Genomic DNA, 17,061 nt, shown 5'->3' with positions numbered 1-17,061 from the left:
AGGGCCTTTGACCGACTCGTCTCGAATCCATCAACCGAATCGAAGAGGACCATCATGCCCAACATCGCCGTGCTCACCAACGACCTTCAGTACGAGTTCATCGACAAGATGCCTGGAGGTCGCGAGCTCCTCTCCCGGGTGGCGCCGCAATTCAACATGTTCCTCGGCGCCATCCGCGCCCTGGGGCACGTCGTCGTCCACCTCCAGCTCATCAACGATCCGAACGATCCGCAGATCCAGCGGCGCTTCCGCGGCAAGGAGATCCCCGCGATCAAGGGGACGCCGAACGCCGAGCTGATCAAGGACTTCGTCCATCCGTCCGACCTCGTGATGGTCAAGGGCCGCGACAGCGGCTTCTACGAGACGCCCCTCGACGACAAGCTGAAGGAGCTCGGCGTCAAGACGGTGCTCGTCACGGGCATCCAGACCCAGATCTGCGTGCAGACCACGGCGGCGGACGCGTTCTTCCGCGGGTACAAGGTGTGGGTCCCGGAGGACTGCGTGTTCTCGCTCAAGGAGGAGGACAAGAAGCGCTCCCTCGAGTGGATGGCGTCGTACTGCGCCGCGATCGCGCCCGGCGCGGAGATCATCAAGCGCCTGCGCCAGAGCGACGACCTGCCGAGCCGGGAAGAGCTGCTCGGCTGACGGCGCGCGACGGGGCCGAGGGGCGGGCGGCCTCGTCTCTTTTACGCACGTTTACGCACCCCCACCGCACACCTGCGGAATCAACGCTGGAGCCTCACATGACGAAAGAACACGCGAGAGAGAACGAAGAGGTCGTCCTCGACCACGGGACCGGCGCACGCCTGAGCCGGGAGCTCGTCGAGCGGATCGCCGCGACGCTCGGCGACACGTACATCGGCGCGATGGAGGACAGCGCGATCCTCGACGTGCCCGCGGGCCGGATCGCCATGACCACGGACTCGTTCGTGGTCACGCCGCTGTTCTTCGGCAACGGCGATATCGGCAAGGTCGCCGTCTGCGGCACGGTCAACGATCTCGCGGTCAGCGGCGCGAGGCCGCTCTACCTGACCCTGGGCCTCATCATCGAGACCGGCTTCCCGATCGCCTCGCTGATCCGCGCCCTCGCGTCGGCGCGCGACGCGGCGAGGGAGGCCGGCGTGAAGATCGTCGCCGGCGACACGAAGGTCGTCGGCAAGGGCGAGGCCGACCGGCTCTTCATGAACACGACCGGCGTCGGCGTCTTCGAGCGCCCGCCGCTCGTGAGCCGCGCCGTGCGGCCCGGCAACAAGATCATCGTGAGCGGGCAGCTCGGCAACCACTCGATCCACCTGCTCTCGGTGCGCGAGGGGCTCGGCTTCGAGAAGCGGGTGCAGAGCGACTGCGCGCCGCTGAACGGGCTCATCGACGCCGTCCTCCGGGGCGTGCCCCAGGGCGCCGTCACGGCGATCCGCGACGTGACCCGCGGCGGCCTGTGCGCCGTCCTGCACGAGTTCGCCCGCGCCTCGGGCGCGGAGCTCTCGTTCGCGCGCGCGGCGCTGCCCGTGCTGCCGGAGGCCGTCATGGCCGCGGACATGCTCGGCATCAACCTCATCCACCTCGCCAACGAGGGGTGCCTCTGCCTCTTCGTGGAGGCGGACAAGGCGGGTGACGTGCTCGGGATCCTCCGCGCGCACCCGTACGGCCGCAACGCGGCGGTCATCGGAGAGGTCAAGAGCGCCCCGGCGCCGGCCGTCTCCATGATCGAGCCCGATGGGACCCAAACCCTGCTCGAGGAGCTCTATGGAGCCGAACTCCCGCGACTCTGCTGAGCCGCAGCCGGCGCTCGTGACCCGCCGCTTCCGGGTCTCGGGCATCGTCCAGGGCGTCGGCTTCCGGCCGTTCGTGCACCGGCTCGCGCGCGCCGTCGGCGCGCGCGGCTGGGTCCTCAACGACTCTCAGGGCGTGCAGCTCGAGCTGCAGGCCCAAGACGCGGAGATCCAGGCGTTCCTGCGCGCCCTCGTCGAGTCGCCGCCGCCGCTCGCGCGGATCACGGCCGTCCGCGAGGAGGCGCTGGCCGAGCCCGCCCCGCGGTACGACGACTTCCAGATCCGCGGCAGCGTCGATCTGCGCTACACGGACACGCTCATCCCGCCCGACTCGGACGTCTGCGCCGACTGCCTGCGGGAGCTGCGCGACCCCGCGGACCGCCGGTATCGCTACCCGTTCATCAACTGCACCCACTGCGGGCCGCGCTACTCGATCATCTGCGACATGCCGTACGACCGGTCGCAGACCACGATGCGCAGCTTCCCGATGTGCCCCGCCTGCGCCCGGGAGTACGAGGACATCGAGGATCGGCGCTACCACGCCCAGCCGAACGCGTGCCCCGCGTGCGGCCCCCGGCTCACGCTCACCGATCGGCTCGGCGCCCCGATCGCCGCCGAGGATCCGGTCCGCTTCACGATCGCCCGGCTGCGCGAGGGCGCGCTCTTCGCGGTCAAGAGCCTCGGCGGGTTCCACCTCGTCGCGGACGCGCGCAACGAGGCGGCCGTGCGGGAGCTGCGCCGGCGCAAGCGCCGCGACGCCAAGCCGTTCGCGATCATGGTGGCCGACGCCGAGGCGGCGAGCCGCTATGTCGTGCTCAGCCCGCCCGAGCGGGCGCTGCTCGAGAGCCGGCAGCGCCCGATCGTGCTCCTGCGCCGGCGGCCCGGCTCCCTCCCCGACGCGGTCGCCCCCAGGAACCCGAGCTTCGGCGTCATGCTCCCCTCGACGCCGCTGCACTACCTCCTGCTCGAGGACCCGGCGCTCGACGTCCTCGTCATGACGAGCGGCAACCTGTCCGGGCACCCGATCGCGTTCGACAACGACACGGCGCTCGCGCAGCTGCGCGACATCGCGGACTACTTCGTCCTGCACGACCGCGACATCCGCACCCGCGTCGACGACTCGGTCGTCCGGCTCACCGAGGCGGAGGGCCTCGACGGCCCGCTGCTCTCCTTCATCCGGCGCTCGCGCGGCTACGCCCCGTACCCGATCCACCTGTCCCAGGGCGTCGGCGCCGTCGTCGCCCTCGGCGGCGAGCTCAAGACCACGGTCGCCGTCGGCAAGGACAACCAGGTCTTCATCAGTCAGCATATCGGCGATCTGAAGAACGACTCGACGTTCGGCGCCCACGTCGACTGCTCGTCGCACGTCCAGCGGCTCCTGTCCGTGCAGGCGGACACGGTCGCCTGCGACATGCACCCGGCGTTCCGCTCCACCCGGGCGGCGAAGGACCGGAGCGGCATGCAGGTCGCGTCGGTGCAGCACCACCACGCCCACATGGCGGCGTGCATGGCGGAGAACGGGCTGAACGAGCGGGTGATCGGCGTCATCTTCGACGGGTCGGGCTACGGCCTCGACAACACGATCTGGGGCGGCGAGTTCCTGGTCGGCGACTACCGCGATTTCGTGCGCGCCGGGCACCTCCGGCCGATGTATCTCCTCGGCGGCGACAAGGCGGTCAAGGAGCCCATCCGCGTCGCCATCTCGCTGCTCGTGGAGACGTTCGGGGACGAGCTCGGCGGGCTCCGCGTCCCCGCGCTCGCGGACATCGCCGAGGAGCGCCGCGACGTCTTCGTGAAGATGGCGCAGCGGCGGCTGAACGCGACCGCAACGACGAGCATGGGCCGGCTGTTCGACGGCGTCTCGTCGCTGCTCCGCGTCTGCCACGAGGTCGAGTACGAGGCGCAGGCCGCCATCGAGCTGGAGGCGCTGCTCGAGCGGGACTTCGGGACCGCGCCCCCGCTCGAGTACGGGATCGAGGAGCGGGACGGCCGGCTCGTGGTCGACTACCGGCCGCTCGTACGGGATCTTTTGCGCGCGATCGAGGAGCCGGGCGCCACGCCTGCGCACCTCAGCCGCCGGTTCCACTCGACGGTTGTGGATGTGATCGCTAACGTGTGCCTGCGCTTGGCCGCACGGTACGACGTGCGCCGCGTGGTCATGAGCGGCGGGGTCTTCATGAACGAGTTCGTCGTGATCAACGCGCTCCGCCGCCTTTCGCGGGAGGGGCTCGCGCCGCACTGCCACCGGCTGGTCCCGCCGAACGACGGCGGCATCTCGCTCGGGCAGATCCTCGTCGCGGCCGCCCGCGCGCGCGACGCCGCGCCGGCGCGGGGAGAGCGCCCCGCCACCCCCGATCGTCCATGAAGCTCGTCGCCTTCATCGCCGGCTACTCCCGGCGGATCCTCGTCCTCGCGGTCATCGCGGGGGTGCTCTGCGGCGCCTGCAACACGGCGCTGCTCGTGCTGATCAACCGGGCGCTCCAGGGCGAGCGCGGCGCGGTGATGTGGGGCTTCGCCGCCGTGTGCCTCTTGCTCCCGTTCGCCCGGTACCACTCGGAGATCCTGCTCACGCGCCTCAGCCAGGGGGCGCTCTTCGACCTCCGGGTGAAGATCTGCCGCAAGATCCTCGGCGCCCCGCTCCGCCAGCTCGAGGAGATCGGCCCGCCGCGGGTGCTCACGGTGCTCACGGACGACGTCCCGGTGATCACCGCGGCGCTGCAGCACATCCCGATCATCTGCATCAACCTGGTCGTCGTCGTCGGCGGCCTCCTCTACATGGGGTGGCTGTCGCCGATGATGCTGGCCTCGGTGATCGCGCTCATCGTCCTCGGCGTCGTCGGGTACCAGCTCCCGATGAGCCGGGCGACGCGCCACTTCCGCCGCGCGCGCGAGGCGACCGACGAGCTGATGAAGACGTTCCGCGCGCTCACGCGCGGCGTGAAGGAGCTGAAGCTCCACGCGCGGCGCCGCGAGGCGTTCCTCGCGACGTCGCTCGACGAGGAGGCGGGGGCGGTCCATGCGAGCAACCTGCGCGGCATGGTCGCGCTCACCGCCGCGAACGGGTGGGGCCAGGGGATGGTGTTCGCCATCGTCGGCGTGACGCTCTTCGTCCTGCCGCTCTTCCAGGTGGCGAGCGCGGAGACGCTCGTCGGATATGCGATCATCCTCCTCTACCTGATGACGCCGATGCAGGTCCTCATCGGCTCGCTCCCGGCGCTGAGCCGCGCGGGCATCGCCGTGCAGAAGGTCGAGGATCTCGGCGCGGGCCTCGCGGTCGACGCGGGCGAGGCCGAGGCGCCGGCCCCGCTCCCCGAGAAGTGGAAGCGGCTGGAGCTCGCCGGGGTCACCCACGCCTACCGGTCCGAGGGCAAGGACGACACCTTCACGCTCGGCCCCATCCACCTCACCGTGCGGCGCGGCGAGCTGATCTTCCTCGTCGGCGGCAATGGCAGCGGCAAGACGACCCTGGCGAAGCTGATCACCGGCCTGTACACGCCCGAGGCGGGCGAGATCCGGCTCGACGGCGAGGCGATCACGGACGAGAACCGGCAGGCCTACCGGCAGCTCTTCTCGGTGGTGTTCTTCGATTTCTACCTGTTCGAGCGCCTGATCGGGCTCGACTCTCCGGAGCTCACCCGGCGCGCGCGGGGGTATCTCTCTCGCCTGCAGCTCGATCACAAGGTGTCTGTCGAGGGGGGCGCGCTCTCGACGACATCGCTGTCGCAGGGGCAGAGAAAGCGCCTCGCGCTGCTCACGGCGTACCTCGAGGACCGGCCGGTCTACCTGTTCGACGAGTGGGCGGCGGACCAGGATCCGGTGTTCAAGGACGTCTTTTACCGCCAGATCCTCGCGGAGCTCCGGTCGAGCGGCAAGACGATCATCGTCATCAGCCACGATGAGAAGTATTTCGGGCTGGCGGATCGCGTGATCAAGATGGACTTCGGCCAGCTCGTGGGCGAGGCGCCGGCGGCGCGTTCGGACGAGACGCGCGCCAGCGCATGAGATAAAACCCGCCGTGTTCGTCGCGGGGCGGCGAGCCGACGGGAGGTGTCATGGAACCGCTGGTCCTGTATCTTGGTACGAAGACGTACTCGACATGGTCGCTCCGCGCCTGGCTCGCGCTGAAGCACACGGGCGCACCGTTCTCGGAGGAGGTCATCGCGCTTTACCAGCCGGGCTCGCGCGAGGCGCTCCTCCGGCGCTCGCCGTCGGGGCGCGTCCCGGCGCTGCGGCACGGCGATCTCGTCCTCTGGGACTCCCTCGCGATCTGCGAGTACGTCGCCGAGCTCTTCCCCGAGGCGCGGCTCTGGCCGGCCGATCGCGCGGCGCGCGCGCTGGCCCGGTCGGTGTCGAGCGAGATGCACTCCGGGTTCGTGGCGCTGCGCAGCGCCATGTCCATGGACCTGCGCCGGGAGATCGCCCCGATCGCGCACGACGCGGCGGCGGACGCCGACATCAGCCGCGTGACGTCGATCTGGAACGAGTGCCGGGGGGCGCACCGCGACAAGGGTGAATATCTGTTCGGGCATTTCACGATCGCCGACGCCATGTTCGCGCCGGTGGTCACGCGGTTCCGCACGTACGCGGTCCCGCTCACGGGCGCCGCGGCGGAGTACGCCGAGACGATGTGGCGGCACCCGGGGCTCGCGGAGTGGGTGGCCGCCGCGCAGGCGGAGTCGCTGACGGGGTAGCGTCTCGCCGGCCGACGAGTGGACAGCGCTACTTGCGGAGCTCTTCGATGGCCGCGGCGAGCTCCGCGGGGGGCAGATCGTCGGCGGCGCGCCAGGGCGGCATGCGCAGCGGCGAGGTCGCGGGCTCCTGCAAACGAAGGATGGCCGCGTCCTTCGTCTCCCGCGACATGCCGTCCAGGTTCTTCACGTTGAAGTTGGCGCGGCTCAGCGCCGGGTTCACGCGACCATCGTGGCAGCGCGAGCAGAGCTGCGTGAGCACGGCGCGCCCGCTCGCCCCCGGCGGCGGCACCAGGCCCAGCTTCACCTTCGCGTCTGCGGAGAAGAGGTCGCGCGCGTCGAGCAGGGATTGTCGCGGGGCCGCGCCCGTCACAACGTCGAGGTAAGACCGGGTCCGCTCCGCGCGGAGCGCGGGATCCGTCACGTCCACGAGCGGGTAAGGCACCGAGATCGAATCGCCCGCCAGCGACACGGCGAACTGCTTCTCCCAGGTCGGGCTCGACGAGCCGGCCTTGATCTCGGCCTCGATGCGCGGGTCGAACGCGTTCGGCTGCGCCGACTGCCCCTCGGCGACGAGCAACGCCTCGAGGTGCGCGCCGCTGCCCTCGTCGATGGCATTCTGGATGGTCGCGATGGGGATGCCACCGTACTGCGCGTCGTGCGCGTGGGCTTCCACGAACTGCGCCGTGAGCACCCGATCGGACTCCGTGCGCTGCACGAAGCGCTGCGGGAACCAGTGCATCCAGGGGAACTCCAGCTCCTGCATGCGCAAGATCTTCTTCGTGCCGTGGCCGTCGGGCTGGTGGCACGAGCGACAGTCGAACGACGTATTCTCGACGTCCTCCTCGCTGTAAACGCTGAACGCGGTCCAGCCGTGCTCTACCTCTTCGGTGAGCAGGCTCGCGAGATCGCAGCCGCCGTCGTAGTCACACTGCCGCTCGAACGTGAACAGGTAGAAGTTGTAGTCGCCGGTCGAAACATCGCGGCTCGCGATCTCGACGAAGGGCTCGCCGCGGACGAAGCCGATCGCGGTCATTTCAGCCGGCTTCTCGCGCATCTCGGACACGCGCGGAAAGATGATGATGCGCGGATTGACGGCCGAGACGGCCCTCTTCACGAGCGAGGTGGAGTTGCCGGTGAGCGCGAAGGCGCGATTTTCGTCGAGCTTCGCGACCCTGAGCAAGCTGGCGAAGTCGGTGATGTTCGGCCGCGGCGTGGCGCACACCGCCCGGAAGAAGCTGTCGCCGCGCGGCGTGGCGCAGAACGCGCGGTACTGCGCCTCGCGCGTGGGCAGCATCCACAGCTCCGGGTCGGGGGCGCTCACGGGCGGCAGCGTGTCCCAGTCGATCGTCGCCTGGTCCGTGGCGAGCTCCTCGCCGATGTCGCCGACGACACACGCGGTCAGCAGCAGCGAAGCCAGGCACAGGCTCGGAAGGTGCTTCATGACGGCCTCCTGCGGCGGGCGCCGAACGTCATCAAACCGGCCGCGAGCGCGAAGGCCAGGAGCGGCGCGCGGCCATCGGAAGGCCCGCCCGTCGCGCTGCAGCCCAGGCCCAAGAAGCCGCCGGCCTCGCTCGGCGCCGGCGGGTCCTCGCTCGGCCCCGCGTCGACGGTGCCGTCCAGCTGCAGCACGTAGGCGATGAGCTGCCCGAGCTCGGCTTCGCTGAGCCCGCTGATGAAGGCGTGGCGATCCTCGGGGTTGGCCGTGACGAGGACGTCGCGCAGCGTCGGCGCGGAGCCGTCGTGCAAGTACGGCGCCGACTCCCACACGCCGTTCAGCGTCGGCGTGTCGATGCCGAGCAGCGGCTCACCCGCGCGCATCCCGGAAGACGGCTTCACGGTGCCCACGTCGTGCAGCTTGCCGCGCGCGCTGTCGGTCCCGTCGGGACCCGTGTGGCAGAAGTCGCAGCCCAGGCGCTTGAAGATGGCGCGCCCCGCGACGCCGTCCTCGGTGAGCGAGCCGTCGGGGTTGCGAAAGGGGCTCGGGCGGTACGTGTCGAGCGAGCCGAGGAACGCCGCCAGCGCGTCGAGCTCGGGGCTCAGGCCGGCCTTCTTGTCCCCGCGCGGCGTACCGACGGTCCCCACGGCGAGCTGCTCGGCGGTCAGGAAGCCCTTTCCGCCGAACAGGTGGCGGATGTTGTCGTCCGAGTCCTGGATCTCGTCGAAGCTGCCGCTCCAGTTCACGTTGCCGTGGCCCGAGCCGCGCCGCCCCAGCAGCGAGACGGTGTTGCGAAGCCCCTCCCCCGCGCTGCCGAAGTCCCAGACTCGCCCGTCCTCCGCGCCGTCGAAGTGACACGACGCGCAGCTGATGTAGCCCTGATCGCTCATGCGAATGTCGGCCGAGTTGAAGAACAGCTGCTTGCCGCGCAAGACCTGCGGGTCGAGCTTCTCCGCGGCGACGGTCGGGATCTCGGCCAGCTTCTTGGTGATGAGGTCGTGCGAGCTGACGATATCGGCGACGTCGTAGACCGTCACCGTGCGGCTGAGCGACGCGTGCACGAACAGCTTGTCGGTCTCGGTCAGCGCCAGGCCCCGCGGAGCGAAGCCCGTCTCTTTCAGCGCGGTCACGAACTCGCCCGTGTAGGCGTCGCGGACCTCCACCAGGGCCGAGCCGGCCACGCTGACGAACGCATAGTCGCCGAGCGGCGTGAACACGACCTGGTTGGGCAGGTTGCGATCGTCCAGATCGATGCGCCGCGCCACGTCCTCGACGCCCTCCGCGAGGTTCAGCAGCGCCACGAGCGGCCGCACCGTGTTGTCGTCGGTGAGATCGAGCTGATCGCGAAAAGGACCACGAAAGATGTTGTCCTTCTTGCCCGGCACCCACGCGAACGCGCCGTCGGGCGAGAGCCCCACCGAGAACAGGTAGTTCGGCAGGCCGCGCCCTTGTTGATCCGTGTCCTCCGTCGTGGTGTCCGCCGCGAGCGCGAAGCGCGTGCTCACCTGGAAGGTCGCCGCGTCGATGCGCGCCACCTCGCCGTGGCTGTCCTCGGAGATGAAGCGCGTGACGTAGATCTGCGAGCCGTCGTGCGACACCGAGACGCCCCGCGGCGTGCCGCCGAGCGCGAGCTCGGCCACGACGGCGCCGCTCGCCACGTCCAGCTTCAGCACCTTGCCGACCGCCATCAGCGTCACGTACGCGGCGTCCCCGATCGGGCTCATCGCGAGGCCCATCGGCTGCGACGCGTACGGCAGCGTGATCTCGCGCTCCACCGAGAGCGACGCGGTGTCGATGATGGAGACCGCGTGCGCGTCCCGGTGCAGCACCCACAGCTTGCCTTGCGCGGTGAGCGCGAGCCCGACCGGGCCGCGCGCCACCGGCACCTCCGCGAGCTTGGTCAGCGCGCTCGCGTCGAGCACGCTCACGCTGTCGTTCTCGTAATTGGCCGTGTAGACCTTCCCGCTCGGCGGGTCGTAGACGAGATCGGTCGAGCCTGCCGCGCTGCCCGGGACGAGCGGCCGGTGCGCCGTGTGCACGAACGAGACGCTGGTGAACCCGACATCGTCTTTGACCGTCGCCAGCACCGGATAATGGCCGGGAGCGGCGTAGGTGTGCACCTGCTGCACGTCGTCGACCGTGAACTCGGTGCGCGTCTCGTCTCCCATGTCCCAGCGCACCTGCACTGGGCCGACCGCGTCGGCGATCGTCAGATCGAAGGTGACGGCCTCGCCGGCGAGCGAGGGCGCGCGCTCGGCGACGCTGGCCGTGATGGCCAGCGCCTCGGCCGGCCAGGCCGCGACCGAGCAGATGCCTCCGAGCAGGCCGAGGAGCTTCGGGAGCGAGCGCATGACTCAGGGACCGGTCGTGAACGTCGACTTGAACTCGGCCGCGATCCCGTTCCCGACGAGATCTCTCATGCCGCCCTTCGGCAGGACGATCTCGTAAGTCGTGTTCGGCATCAGGTCCTCGTCGGGGTCGAAGTTGACGATGCCCATGTACAGGCCGAACTTGCCCTTCACCTGCTGCCCGCCGACCGGCCGGACGATGAAGCTGCCGTGGTGAACCGTGGCGATCTCGACGTTGTCGGTGAGGCTGAGGCCGATGCGCGACTTCCTGGACAGGCCCGTCGCGCCGTTCTTCGGCAGCACCGTGTCGACCGTCGGGGGCGTGGTGTCCGGCTCGGTGGAGTGCGCGGCGATGACCATACCGCGGTAGGGCAGCTCGTCGTCGGCCAGCACCAGCAGGCTGCCGACCGGGATCGAGAACTGATCGTCCCCGTTCGTGAACTCGAGCCGGCCCCAGACGCGGCTCTCGATCGACATCTGCTTGACGTTGCGCACGTCGATCTTGGAGACGCCGGCATCCGGCCGCAGGTGACCCAGGAACATATAGCCGTCGGAGAAGCTCATGTACTCGGACCCGGCGGGGTAGCCCTTGGCCCTGAACGCCGAGTCGGGCAGCGTGGCGAGGGGTGCATTGGCCGCGCCGATGTCGGTGGGATCGGTCAGCACGTCCCACACGCGCAGCGGCGACTGCACGTAGATGTGCTTGCCGTACAGGCCGCAGATGTAGCTCTTGCTCGGGGCGATGAAGTCGAGCGCGACCGGGTTCATCGGATCGCTGATGTCCATCGTCGCGATGCCGCCGTTGTCCTTCGGCGTCGTGATGACGAGCGTATTGCCCACGGCCCACAGCGGACCGGCGCTCACGCCGCCGAACTGTGAGATCGGGATCTTCCTAACGAACTTCACGTCCTCGGGATCCGCGGCGTCCAGGATGTGCAGACCCGTGTTGGTGCCGCCGACGTAGATGACGCTGCCCTGCCAGTACATGCCCCAGACGGCGTCGGTGAAGTCTCCGTAGTTGATGCCCTCGAGCTTGACGAGCTTCACGTGACGAGGCGCGCGGGCGTCGGTGACGTCCCAGATATCGACGCCCGTGCCCGAGGTGGTGACCTGGTAGAATTTGTCACCATAGCGGCCGAGCGACGTCTGGTGCGACTCCGCCTCGCCGACGCCCTTGGGCCCTCCCCTGGGATCGAAGCCAGGGCTCAGCATGCGCGAGAGCAACTTCGGATTGGCCGGATCGGCGATGTCGTAGAAGACGATCTCGGCGTTGCCGGCGCCTTGAACGTAGCCGTTGATGACGATCGGCTGGTTCTGGTGGTGGCCCGCCTCGACCGTCGGCGAGATCAGGCCGTCTCGCCATTTGTCGCGCGGCAGATTGACCTTGTTCGCCGGCATCGGGACGTTCGGTAGCTTGCCTTCCGGGGCGGTGATCATGTCCGGCTCGATGCCGTCCGGGCCGCCGCCGGTACCAGCCGCCGTGGTGCCTCCACCCGAGCCGCTCGTGGAGCTGCTGCTCGTGGAGCTGCCGCTCGTGGAGCTGCTGCTCGTGGCTCCCACCGTGGACATCGGCGCCCCGCCGCCAGCGCCCGTCACCACGGAGGTGGTGTCGCCGGTGCCGCCGCCGTCTCCTTCCGGCGTCGGGCCGAGGTCGGCGCCGCCGGAGCACGCCGCGAGCAGGGCGGCGAACGAAGGAAAGCCGAGCCAACGCATTCGTATCGTCTTCGAACGCATCCCTATCCTCTTCTGTAGGCGTAAGTAATGATGGATGGCCAGCCTGCGAAAGCTTGGCGCCGGCGGTATCCACCGCTGTCGCAGCGGACACGCCGGGCCCGCGGACACGCGAGGCGACCCGTTGAGAGCCAATGTTAACGTTAACATGGCCGATGTCAACCGCGAACGCTTGTTCTACGTTTCAAGGAGAAAATTATTGTTAACGTTAACATTCACGCACAGCAGCGCGCCCTCGCGCCGCGAGGGATGCCATGCACCTCATCGCGTTCGCCATGCCTTCCTTCGGGCTGGCGCGCGTCGCCAGACGCAGACGACGGAGTCCAACGTTGGCAGGCGTGCTCGCGGGTTGGCGTGGGCGGGGCGTGGCGCGGGGGGGCGCGGCGCGCCCGGCACCCGGTCGTCGAAGGTCGCCCCGGCGGCCGCATGACAGGGCCGCGCGGGGCGCGGGGGCGTGCTGGCCAGTCGGCTACGTCCGCGCCTTCACGCGCTTGACCTTCTTCTTCTCCTTGCGCTCCAGGAGCCGCAGCACCGCCACGGACCTGTCGACGAGCAGGTAGCGCTCGCCCCCTGCCCTCGCCGGCACCGTGCGCGCCGGCTCCTCGGCGGTGCGGGTGTCGACGAGCACCTCCCACCGCTCGCCGAACTCGATCGCGGGCAGCACGAACTCCAGCGGCGAGTGGTTCGCGTTGATGAGCACGAGCAGCGTGTCGCCCGTGATCGGCTCGCCGCGCGGGCCGCACGACCAGAGGGCGTCGCCGCCGAGCAGGTAGCCGATCGCGCGCGCGTTCGGGTGGGTCCAGTCCTCCGGCGTCATCTCGGCGCCGTCGGGGCGGAACCACACGATGTCCTTGAGCCCGCTCCCGTGCACGTAGCCGCCCGAGAAGAACGTCCGCCGGCGCAGCACCGGCTGGCTGCGCCGGAGGGCGATCAGCCGGCAGGTGAACTCGAAGAGCTGCCGCCGCCGCTCGTCGAGATCCCAGTCGTGCCACGAGAGCTCGTTGTCCTGGCAGTAGGCGTTGTTGTTGCCGAGCTGCGTCCTGCCGATCTCGTCGCCGGCGTTGATCATCGGCACCCCCTGCGACAGGAGCAGCGTCGCGAGGAGGTTGCGCTTCTGGCGCTCGCGCAGCTCGACGACCGCCGGGTCGCTCGAGGGGCCCTCGACCCCGTGGTTGTAGCTGTGGTTGTTGTTCGTGCCGTCCCGGTTGCCCTCGCCGTTCGCCTCGTTGTGCTTCTCGTTGTACGAGACGAGATCGTTCAGCGTGAAGCCGTCGTGCGCCGTCACGAAGTTGACGCTCGCGTACGGCCGGCGCCCGCTCGACGCGTACAGGTCGCTCGACCCGGTGAGCCGGTAGCCGAGGTCGGCCGCGAGCAGATCCCCCTTCCAGAAGCGGCGGACCGAGTCGCGGTAGCGATCGTTCCACTCCGTCCAGAGGACGGGGAAATTGGCGACCTGATACCCGCCCTCGCCCACGTCCCACGGCTCGGCGATGAGCTTGACCCGCGAGAGGACCGGGTCCTGGTGGATGATGTCGAAGAACGAGCTCAGGCGGTCGAAGTCGTGGTGGCCGCGGGCCAGGGCCGACGCGAGGTCGAAGCGGAAGCCGTCGACGTGCATCTCGGTCACCCAGTACCGCAGGCTGTCCATCACCAGCTTCAGCGTCTGGTAGTGGCGCGTGTTCACCGTGTTCCCGCAGCCCGTGAAGTCCATGTAGTAGCGCGGGTTGTGCGGCACGAGCCGGTAGTAGGCCCAGTTGTCGATCCCCTTCAGGGAGAGCGTCGGGCCGAGGTGGTTGCCCTCGGCGGTGTGGTTGTAGACGACGTCGAGGATCACCTCGATGCCGGCGGCGTGGAGCGCCTTCACCATCGCCTTGAACTCGGCCACCTGCTGGCCGAGCCGCCCGCTCGACGAGTAGCGGCCCGCGGGCGCGAAGTACGAGAGCGTGTTGTAGCCCCAGTAGTTGATGTGCCCGCGCTCCCAGATCTCGCGCTCGCTCGCCATCTCGTGCACGGGGAGCAGCTCGAGCGCGGTGACGCCGAGCTTCTTGAAGTGGGCGATCGACGCCTCGGAGGCGAGCCCCGCGTAGGTGCCGCGCAGGTGCGCGGGGACGCCGGGGTGCCGCTGGGTGAACCCCTTGACGTGCACCTCGTAGATGATCGTGTCCTGCCAGCGGGTCGCCGGCGGCCGGTCGCCGTCCCACGCGAAGCGGTGGTCGACGACCACGGACTTCGGCGCGCCCCAGGCGCTGTCGCGGTGGCAGATCTCGTGGTCGTCGAGCGCGGTCGGCGGCGGCGGCGGCGTCGACGCGCCCTGCTTCACGCGCGGCTCGGCGGCGCGGCGATCGCTCGCCTTGCCCGCGCGACCGCCCTCGCCCTTGTCGGCCGCCGCGCCGTCGCGCCCCGCCTCCTTGGGCCGGCCGGCGCCGCCGCCGTCGCCGCGCTCGGGGGGCCCGCCGCGGTCGTAGGCGTAGAGCGGCGCCTTCCAGTTCGGCTCGCCGGAGAGCGCGTACGCGTACGGATCGACGAGGAGCTTCGCCGGGTTGAAGCGTTGCCCGGAGCGCGGATCGTACGGCCCGTGCACCCGGTAGCCGTAGAGCTGGCCGGGCTTGAGCCCCGGCACGTACCCGTGGAAGACGTGGGCCGTTCGCTCGGGGAGCTCGATGCGCTCGCGCTCCACGACGTCGTCGACGGCCTCGAAGAGGCAGAGCTCGACCTTCGTGGCGGACTGAGAGAACAGCGTGAAGTTGACCCCCTCGCCGTCATAGACGGCGCCGAGGGGGGTCGGCGTGCCGGGCCATATGCGTCTGGTCATCGGAAAAACCTGTGGAGCCGCCCTATTCGCGAAATCGGCGCCGCTGTCGAGACACAAGCGCGGCCGGCTCGATTTTTCGCCCCCGGAGCCCGGATCGCCCGCCGGGATCAGGCGCCGCCCGCCGCCGGGATCGGGCGCCGCCTGCGCGCCTGCCCGGTCCCGCGCCGACGCGCGCAGGCAGGGCGATGACGCGGCGGCGCCGGGGCGGCCCGACGAGCAGATGGAGCATCGCCAAGCGCGCGAGCCGGGATAGACTCCGCCCCGAACGCCTGGAGCCAAGCGAAAAACGCCCATGTCTTCCCCCTCTGCCGAAAATCAGTCCCAGGGCTCGTCCCAGAGCTCGCCTCCTCCGTCCGGCGCGCGCCGTCGCATCTCCGGCGTGACGGTGCCGCTGTTCTCGCTCCGCAGCGATCGCTCGTGGGGCATCGGCGAGATCGGAGATCTCCCCGAGTTCGCCGCGTGGATGCGCGGCGCGGGGCTCCGCCTCGTGCAGCTCCTGCCGCTCGGCGAGGTGTCGGGCGGCGAGACGTCGCCGTACATGGCGCTCTCCGCGTTCGGCATCGACCCGATGTACATCTCGCTCTCGGCCGTGCCCGAGCTCCCGGCGGAGCTCTACGGCGAGGCGCTCGGCGACGACATGGCGGCGCTCGATCGCGCGAAGCAGAGCGCGCGCGTCGACTACGATCTCGTGCGCCGCGTGAAGGGGCGGGCGCTGCGCTTCGCCTTCGACAGGTTCGAGCGGGAGCACCACGCGAAGCAGACGCCGCGCGCGGCCGAGCTGGCCGAGTTCGTGAAGCGGCAGTCGGACTGGCTGCCCGACTACGCGCAGTTCCGCGCGTTCAAGGACGGCTTCGGCGGCGTCGCGTGGTGGGACTGGCCCGAGGAGATCCGCGAGCGGAGGCCGGAGGCGCTCGAGAGGCTGCGGCAGGAGCGCGCGCGGGACATCCTCTACTACGAGTACGTCCAGTGGCTCGCGCACGCGCAGTGGGAGGCGGCGCGCGCGGATCTCCGGGAGAAGGGGGTCGAGATCATGGGCGACCTCCCGTTCATGGTGTCGCGCGACAGCGCCGACGTGTGGGCGCACCAGGGCGAGTTCCGGCACGACATGTCGGTCGGCGCCCCGCCCGATCAGTTCGACACGGAGGGGCAGAACTGGGGGCTCCCGCCGTACTACTGGGCCCGGATGCGCGAGAACGGCTTCGCGTGGCTCAGGCGGCGCTGCCGCTACACCGGGCTGCTCTGCGACCGGTTCCGGATCGATCACCTGGTCGGCTTCTACCGGACGTACATCTTCCCGGAGCGCAAGAGCCAGGGGCAGGGCGGCGAGCGGCCCAGGGCGACGTTCGATCCGGCGGAGGAGCCGGAGCAGCGCGAGCACGGCGAGCGCGTGGTGCGGGCGATGATCGAGGGGGCGGCGGAGACCGGGGCGCAGCTCGTGGCGGAGGATCTCGGCGCGGTGCCGCCGTGGGTGCGGGCGTCGCTGACGGCGCTCGGGGTGCCCGGGTACAAGGTGCTGATCTGGGAGAAGGACGACGTGGTGTTCCGCAATCCGGCGGAATACCCGCCGCTGTCGGTCGCGTGCTTCGGGACGCACGACACCGACTCGGTGGTGGCGTGGTGGGAGTCGCGGGACGACCGGGAGCGCGCGGGGGTGCTCGATCTGCCGCAGCTCGCGCCGCGGCGGCACGAGTTCGGGCGGGAGTTCACGAAGGAGACGCACCGGGCGCTGCTCGACCTGATCCACGGGTCGAAGAGCGAGCTCGTGCTGCTGCTCGTGCAGGACGTGCTCGCGACGCGGGACCGGATCAACACGCCGGGGACCGTGGGGCCGGAGAACTGGTCGCTGCGGCTTCCGGCGCCGCCGGCGGAGATGGACCGGGATCCCGAGGTGCGGGGGGCGCTCGAGCGGGTGCGGGAGAGCGTCCAGGCGAGCGGGCGCGGCTAGGTAGCGCCGGGGCCGGGTGAGCTGAAACGCCCGGCCCGAGGGGGGTGAGCTCGTGGGGGCGCGGTGCGGGGGCCCCGCCGAACTCGCCTGAGATGTGAGCCATCCGGCAAGCCGGATGGCTCACATCTCAGGCTCAAACATCGGCCCATCCCCCGCACCGCGCCCCCACGAGCTCACCCCCCTCGGGCCTACCGATGTGCAGAGGGGTGGCGGACATCGGGCCCCTCGAGAGCACAGCCCCTCGGCCGTCGCGCGGAGCGATCGCGGACTTGCTTGACAGGCAACCGGTTGGTTGCATATTGACAGGCAACCGATTGGTTGCATGATGGG

10 protein-coding genes are annotated in these 17,061 nt (G+C 70.1%); 6 read left to right on the top strand and 4 right to left on the bottom strand.

Annotated features, from left to right (window positions below):
* The first annotated feature begins 54 nt into the window (after positions 1-54).
* From NQZ70_RS14885 to NQZ70_RS14865, 5 genes are all read left to right on the top strand, one after another.
* Complete coding sequence (locus NQZ70_RS14885) at positions 55-645, top strand: cysteine hydrolase family protein (protein WP_020734848.1); 591 nt, start codon at positions 55-57, stop codon at positions 643-645.
* A gap of 98 nt (positions 646-743) precedes the next feature.
* Positions 744-1,772, top strand: a complete 1,029-nt coding sequence (hypE, locus tag NQZ70_RS14880) for a hydrogenase expression/formation protein HypE (protein ID WP_129574800.1) — start codon at positions 744-746, stop codon at positions 1,770-1,772.
* Positions 1,744-4,134, top strand: a complete 2,391-nt coding sequence (gene hypF, locus NQZ70_RS14875; RefSeq protein ID WP_129574799.1) for a carbamoyltransferase HypF — start codon at positions 1,744-1,746, stop codon at positions 4,132-4,134. Before hypE ends, hypF begins: the two co-directional genes overlap by 29 nt.
* Positions 4,131-5,771, top strand: a complete 1,641-nt coding sequence (locus NQZ70_RS14870; RefSeq protein WP_129574798.1) for a cyclic peptide export ABC transporter — start codon at positions 4,131-4,133, stop codon at positions 5,769-5,771. Before hypF ends, NQZ70_RS14870 begins: the two co-directional genes overlap by 4 nt.
* A gap of 50 nt (positions 5,772-5,821) precedes the next feature.
* Positions 5,822-6,460, top strand: a complete 639-nt coding sequence (locus tag NQZ70_RS14865) for a glutathione S-transferase family protein (protein WP_129574797.1) — start codon at positions 5,822-5,824, stop codon at positions 6,458-6,460.
* A gap of 28 nt (positions 6,461-6,488) precedes the next feature.
* Here NQZ70_RS14865 and NQZ70_RS14860 read toward each other — a convergent pair whose 3' ends face one another.
* From NQZ70_RS14860 to glgX, 4 genes are all read right to left on the bottom strand, one after another.
* Positions 6,489-7,901, bottom strand: coding sequence for a cytochrome c (locus NQZ70_RS14860; protein ID WP_129574796.1), 1,413 nt, complete (start codon positions 7,899-7,901; stop codon positions 6,489-6,491).
* The gene (locus NQZ70_RS14855; protein ID WP_129574795.1) at positions 7,898-10,246 is read right to left on the bottom strand and encodes a PKD domain-containing protein; all 2,349 of its coding nucleotides are present in this window, start codon (positions 10,244-10,246) and stop codon (positions 7,898-7,900) included. Before NQZ70_RS14855 ends, NQZ70_RS14860 begins: the two co-directional genes overlap by 4 nt.
* 3 nt (positions 10,247-10,249) lie before the next feature.
* Positions 10,250-11,977 (bottom strand): Ig-like domain-containing protein, encoded by a 1,728-nt coding sequence (locus NQZ70_RS14850; RefSeq protein WP_237245312.1) that lies wholly within the window; start codon positions 11,975-11,977, stop codon positions 10,250-10,252.
* Between the two features lie 466 nt (positions 11,978-12,443).
* Positions 12,444-14,786, bottom strand: a complete 2,343-nt coding sequence (gene glgX / locus NQZ70_RS14845) for a glycogen debranching protein GlgX (protein ID WP_129574794.1) — start codon at positions 14,784-14,786, stop codon at positions 12,444-12,446.
* Positions 14,787-15,078: 292 nt separating this feature from the next.
* On the opposite strand from glgX, the gene NQZ70_RS14840 reads away from it, so the two are divergent.
* Entirely contained in the window at positions 15,079-16,731 is a 1,653-nt protein-coding gene (locus NQZ70_RS14840; protein ID WP_129574793.1) for a 4-alpha-glucanotransferase, read from the top strand.
* Positions 16,732-17,061: the final 330 nt, after the last annotated feature.

It is taken from the genome of Sorangium sp. So ce836 (genome assembly GCF_028553905.1).
GTDB classification, from domain to species: domain Bacteria; phylum Myxococcota_A; class Polyangia; order Polyangiales; family Polyangiaceae; genus Sorangium; species Sorangium cellulosum_D.
The sequence above is the reverse complement of the archived record's forward strand: the minus strand, read 5'-3'. Positions and strand labels throughout refer to the sequence as shown.

What these genes read in the sequence shown, in the direction of transcription:
- NQZ70_RS14865 (WP_129574797.1), top strand. Translation starts at nt 5,822, where the DNA reads ATGGAACCGCTGGTCCTGTATCTTGGTACGAAGACGTACTCGACATGG.
- hypE (WP_129574800.1), top strand. Translation starts at nt 744, where the DNA reads ATGACGAAAGAACACGCGAGAGAGAACGAAGAGGTCGTCCTCGACCAC.
- NQZ70_RS14840 (WP_129574793.1), top strand. Translation starts at nt 15,079, where the DNA reads ATGTCTTCCCCCTCTGCCGAAAATCAGTCCCAGGGCTCGTCCCAGAGC.
- NQZ70_RS14870 (WP_129574798.1), top strand. Translation starts at nt 4,131, where the DNA reads ATGAAGCTCGTCGCCTTCATCGCCGGCTACTCCCGGCGGATCCTCGTC.
- NQZ70_RS14885 (WP_020734848.1), top strand. Translation starts at nt 55, where the DNA reads ATGCCCAACATCGCCGTGCTCACCAACGACCTTCAGTACGAGTTCATC.
- hypF (WP_129574799.1), top strand. Translation starts at nt 1,744, where the DNA reads ATGGAGCCGAACTCCCGCGACTCTGCTGAGCCGCAGCCGGCGCTCGTG.
- NQZ70_RS14860 (WP_129574796.1), bottom strand. Translation starts at nt 7,901, where the DNA reads ATGAAGCACCTTCCGAGCCTGTGCCTGGCTTCGCTGCTGCTGACCGCG.
- glgX (WP_129574794.1), bottom strand. Translation starts at nt 14,786, where the DNA reads ATGACCAGACGCATATGGCCCGGCACGCCGACCCCCCTCGGCGCCGTC.
- NQZ70_RS14855 (WP_129574795.1), bottom strand. Translation starts at nt 10,246, where the DNA reads ATGCGCTCGCTCCCGAAGCTCCTCGGCCTGCTCGGAGGCATCTGCTCG.
- NQZ70_RS14850 (WP_237245312.1), bottom strand. Translation starts at nt 11,977, where the DNA reads ATGCGTTCGAAGACGATACGAATGCGTTGGCTCGGCTTTCCTTCGTTC.